The organism is Paenibacillus zanthoxyli JH29, from assembly GCF_000520715.1.
In the GTDB taxonomy this organism is placed as follows: domain Bacteria; phylum Bacillota; class Bacilli; order Paenibacillales; family Paenibacillaceae; genus Paenibacillus_AQ; species Paenibacillus_AQ zanthoxyli.
Window position 1 is genome coordinate 1 of record NZ_ASSD01000538.1, and the last position, 4669, is coordinate 4669.

4 protein-coding genes and 1 pseudogene are annotated in these 4669 nt (G+C 54.3%); all 5 read left to right on the forward strand.

Translation table 11 applies throughout. From position 1 onward, the window contains the following. A pseudogene (locus tag L691_RS33030) lies at positions 1 to 115 on the forward strand (type 2 isopentenyl-diphosphate Delta-isomerase); the annotation flags it as partial. 136 nt (positions 116 to 251) lie between these two features. Beyond that, positions 252 to 722 carry a GNAT family N-acetyltransferase gene (locus tag L691_RS0120945; protein WP_025692297.1) on the forward strand — a complete coding sequence of 157 codons (471 nt, stop codon included), beginning with the start codon at positions 252 to 254 and terminating at the stop codon, positions 720 to 722. Positions 723 to 1618: 896 nt separating this feature from the next. Continuing rightward, entirely contained in the window at positions 1619 to 2719 is a 1101-nt protein-coding gene (ychF, locus tag L691_RS0120950) for a redox-regulated ATPase YchF (protein ID WP_025692298.1), read from the forward strand. Positions 2720 to 3045: 326 nt separating this feature from the next. Then, positions 3046 to 4113, forward strand: a complete 1068-nt coding sequence (gene prfA, locus L691_RS0120955) for a peptide chain release factor 1 (RefSeq protein WP_025692299.1) — start codon at positions 3046 to 3048, stop codon at positions 4111 to 4113. A gap of 4 nt (positions 4114 to 4117) precedes the next feature. Further along, positions 4118 to 4669, forward strand: a 552-nt coding sequence (locus L691_RS29645) for a N5-glutamine methyltransferase family protein (RefSeq protein ID WP_025692300.1), incomplete at its 3' end; no start/stop codon positions are given.

Below are 4669 nucleotides of genomic sequence, written 5' to 3' on the forward strand. Positions count from 1 at the left end.
GGCGCTGGAGGCGGCGCTTGAGCAGGCCGAGCTGGAGCTGCGGACGGCGATGTTCGGCATCGGTGTCTCCTCCGTGGGTGCCCTTCGCGGCACGCCGAGGCTTATACGCATTTAGCACGGCGTAGCGGGAGCGCCAGCCGGCTCTTCCGGGTGTGAAGTGCTGTTCATTCCGGCCTCCCAAGCGAAAGGCGAATGTTAAATTCAGATGCCCGTAAGAAGGGCATGAATACCGAAATAAGGAAGGTCTAATTATGATAAAACTGGTTCAAATGGACGAAGCGACGTTTCAATTTTTCCTCAGCCAATCGACCAGCGACTTTGCCGAGGAGAAGGTAAAATCGGGAGCCTGGGAACCGGATAACGCGCTGAAGCAGTCCAAAGAGGCGATGACGCGCTTTTTGCCCGCCGGACTGAATACCGAAGGCGCTTATCTGTACTCGGTCGTCGAGGAAGAGAGTGATACCCCTGTCGGATACATCTGGTTCAACGTTACTGAAGGAAGCCGCGGCCGCGAAGCATTTATTTACGATATTTATATTTTTGAACCGTTTCAAGGCAAGGGCTACGGCAAGCTGGCTATGCAGGCGCTCGACGAAGAGGCCCGCAGCATGAACGTCCGCAAAATCGGACTGCATGTATTCGGCCAGAACCACCGCGCATTCGAGTTGTACAAAAAAATGGGCTACGGCGTGACCGACATTACGATGTCGAAAGAGCTGTAGACTGAATGATTGCCGTGATCGGCACCGCCTATTAATCGCAGGATGGAAGAAGGATCTCCAAGTGGAGGTCCTTTTTAATGGGCGATCCCGCTGTAAAAAAAGTGCTGGAACTGGCCGGCTCATAGTTTTTGAAGCTGATTCGGTGCGGCATATTTACCGCTTGAAATCCGCCTTCATCGCGAGATGTGGTGCTTGTCCAAGGGAGCAGCGGAAGATATTTTAAGAGTGCTTAAATACGCTGTCCTCTCAGAGAGGACGTTTTTAGAGTAGTGTCTTTTAAAAGGTGGACATGGGCAATAGGCTGACACTTCCGCAGCGAGATTCAATATATTGATGGTAGTAAGATAATTCACTCAATATATAGGTGAAATTCTGCACGAACGCTACTGAGTCACGTATATGTCGATCTGGTGGGAGTGTCCACGCTTTGAAAGACATTTTGCTGATAAGTCTGCGTGGTAAGGACATAGGTTGTGATGATTAAGGAAGTTTCGGCGCTGCCGGAAGAAAAATATGTTTCGGTGAAAAGGATCTGTCGGCCTTAATGGATGCGGCTAGTCCATTGTTTTGACGCGAGTGCTCATTGCACCGGGTTAAAAGGTTCGTGCTCTCAATATACAGGCTGTGGATGGGACATTGGGGAGTATAGCGCTTCCAGATAAAAAAGTTCGTTATCGCGCGGCATGAAGACCCGTTGTGTGAGGTCTGTTGCTTTAGTTAGGTGCTTACTGTTCGTTGTTCGGGTGCGAAAGGTTCCCTTTATACCAGGCGGCTGCACTGTTTCCCGTCTCCCTCTTAAGTCTCCCTGGTATTGCTGGGGCGTTTGTTCTAATATATAATAGTTTAGATCACTGGGTTTATTGGTCAATTAACGGAAAATAGGAGCTGTCATATAAATGGCTTTGAAAGCGGGTATTGTTGGTCTTCCAAATGTCGGAAAATCGACGCTGTTTAACGCAATTACGCAGGCGGGCGCGGAGTCGGCGAATTATCCTTTTTGCACCATCGACCCGAATGTCGGGGTAGTGGAAGTGCCGGACGAACGTCTGGATAAACTGACCGAGCTGGTTGTGCCGAACAAAACGGTGCCGACCGCGTTTGAGTTCGTTGACATTGCCGGACTGGTGCGCGGGGCGAGCAAAGGCGAGGGGCTGGGCAACAAGTTCCTGGCGCATATCCGCGAGGTGGACGCCATTGTCCATGTCGTGCGCTGCTTCGAGGACGAGAATGTGACTCATGTCGACGGAAAAGTAAATCCGATTAGCGACATCCAGACGATTAATCTGGAGCTGATTCTGGCCGATGTGGAGAGCGTGGAGAAGCGGATCGACCGTTCCCGCAAAAACATGAAGGGCGGCAACAAGCAGTACGCCCAGGAAGTGGAAGTGCTGGAGCGGGTCAAGGAAGCGCTGTATAACGATATGCCGGCGAGAAGCGTGGAGCTGTCGGATGAAGAGCGGCTGATTGTGCGCGATCTTCATCTGCTGACCCTGAAGCCGGTGCTGTACGCGGCCAATGTGGGCGAGGATGAGGTTGCAACGGCCGAAGAGAATCCGTACGTGAAGCAGGTGCGCGAATTCGCCACCGCCGAGAACGCCGAAGTGGTGCCGATCAGCGCGAAGGTGGAGGCGGAAATCGCCGAGCTGGAAGGCGACGACAAGGCGATGTTCCTCGAAGAGCTCGGCCTCGAAGAGTCGGGACTCAACCGTCTGATCAAAGCGGCTTACAAGCTGCTTGGGCTGTACACGTACTTTACGGCCGGGGTGCAGGAGGTTCGCGCCTGGACCATCCGCAGAGGAACGAAAGCTCCGGGCGCGGCGGGCGTGATTCACTCTGATTTCGAGCGCGGTTTTATCCGGGCGGAAGTAGTGGCCTATGACGATCTGGTCGCTGCCGGCTCCATGAATGGAGCCAAAGAAAAAGGCCAGCTGCGCCTCGAAGGCAAGGATTATGTCGTGCAGGACGGCGATGTTATGCATTTCCGGTTTAACGTATAAAGCTTGTAGATTATAAAGTCAGTTTGCTTCTGACGGGCGGAGAACCTTCGCGGGTGGAGCGGAGCTATCTGCCGGATGGAGCGGACGAAGGCCATTTCGCGGTGATATTGTCATTAACGCGGAATGGCTTTTTTACGATTTTGCACCCTGCCTTGGGGTGCAGGCACGAAGAGGACGTAATGTAGCCAAATCGGCAGATTCGTGATATAATATAAAGCCGTGTATACCCTTTATGGTTATAAGGTATAGACGTTTTTTTTACCATAAAACTTTACGATGCAGTAGACCTTAAATTTGTCAACCTTAATTAGGAGAGGTGAATTCCCTTGTTGGACCGATTGCAATCTCTGGCGGACCGCTATGAGAAACTCAGTGAACTGCTTTGCGATCCGGATGTTGCAAGCGATAGTAAGAAACTGAGGGACTATTCCAAAGAACAATCCGATCTGCAGCCCGCTTACGAGGCTTATACCGAATATAAAAATGTGATAGAAGAGCTGGGCGCCGCCAAAGCGATGCTGGGCGAGAAACTCGACGACGAAATGCGCGATATGGTGAAGATGGAAATCGAGGAATTGTCGAAACGGCAGACCGAGCTTGAGGAGACGATCCGCATCCTGCTGCTGCCGAAGGACCCGAACGACGACAAGAACGTCATCGTGGAAATTCGGGGGGCGGCCGGCGGTGACGAAGCGGCACTGTTCGCATCCGACCTGTACCGTATGTATACCCGTTTTGCGGATACCCAAGGCTGGCGCGTGGAACTGATGGATGCCAACACGAATGACCTGGGCGGCTTCAAAGAGGTCATTTTTATGATTAACGGCCGGGGCGCTTACAGCAAAATGAAGTACGAGAGCGGCGCGCACCGCGTGCAGCGCATCCCGACAACGGAATCCGGCGGACGGATTCATACGTCCACCTCCACTGTGGCGGTAATGCCTGAAGCTGAAGAAATTGACATTGAAATCCTTGACAAGGATATCCGCGTGGATACCTTCTGTTCCAGCGGGGCGGGCGGCCAGTCGGTCAACACGACCAAGTCCGCTGTGCGCGTAACGCATATTCCTACGGGAATCGTGGCGACCTGTCAGGACGGCAAGTCGCAGAACTCCAACAAGGAGAAGGCTCTTCAAGTGCTGCGCGCCCGGATATCCGATATGATGCGCCAGGAAGAAGAAGCCAAGTATGCCGGGGAACGCAAGAGCAAGGTCGGCACCGGCGACCGGAGTGAACGTATCCGGACGTACAACTTCCCGCAGAGCCGGGTGACGGATCACCGGATCGGCCTTACACTGCATCGCTTGGATTCGGTCATGAACGGTGAAATCGAAGAGATTATTTCGGCGCTCTCCATCGCGGAACAGGCAGAGCTGCTGGAAAAAGGAGAATAATGCTTTGAAACAGAGCGCATACATCATGCCGCAGGTGCAAAGCATCCGGGAAGCCTTTGCGGAGGCTTCTTCTTTTTTAAGCGGTCTTGGCGTCAGCGAACCGCAGCGCAGCGCCCAGCTTCTGCTGGAGCATGTGCTGGGATTATCCGGCGCGGCATACTATATGGCTATGGCCGACCCATTTCCGGCCGATAAGCGGGAGAAGTGGGAGACTGCCATGACCCGCAGGGGAAGCGGCGAGCCGGTACAGTACATCACGGGAGAGCAGGAGTTCTACGGCCGTTCTTTCGAGGTAACGCCGGATGTGCTGATCCCCCGGCCGGAAACGGAGCTGCTCGTGGAAGCGGTGCTGCGGTATGCGGCGGAGCTGTGGCCGCAGGGAGTGGCGGAGCATGAAGGTGAACGTGCTGCGGGCGAGAGCGGTGCAGGTGAGCCGGGCGGAGCGGAGGGCGGTGTGAGTGAGCGGGCAGCGGGCGAGAGCGGCGTAAGTGAGCCGGGCAGGGCGACGGGCGATGCGAGCGAGCGGGCAGCGAGCGTAAGCGGTGCGGGTGAGCCG

Coding starts and splice junctions, on each gene's coding strand:
- ychF (WP_025692298.1), top strand. CDS start 1,619: ATGGCTTTGAAAGCGGGTATTGTTGGTCTTCCAAATGTCGGAAAATCG.
- L691_RS0120945 (WP_025692297.1), top strand. CDS start 252: ATGATAAAACTGGTTCAAATGGACGAAGCGACGTTTCAATTTTTCCTC.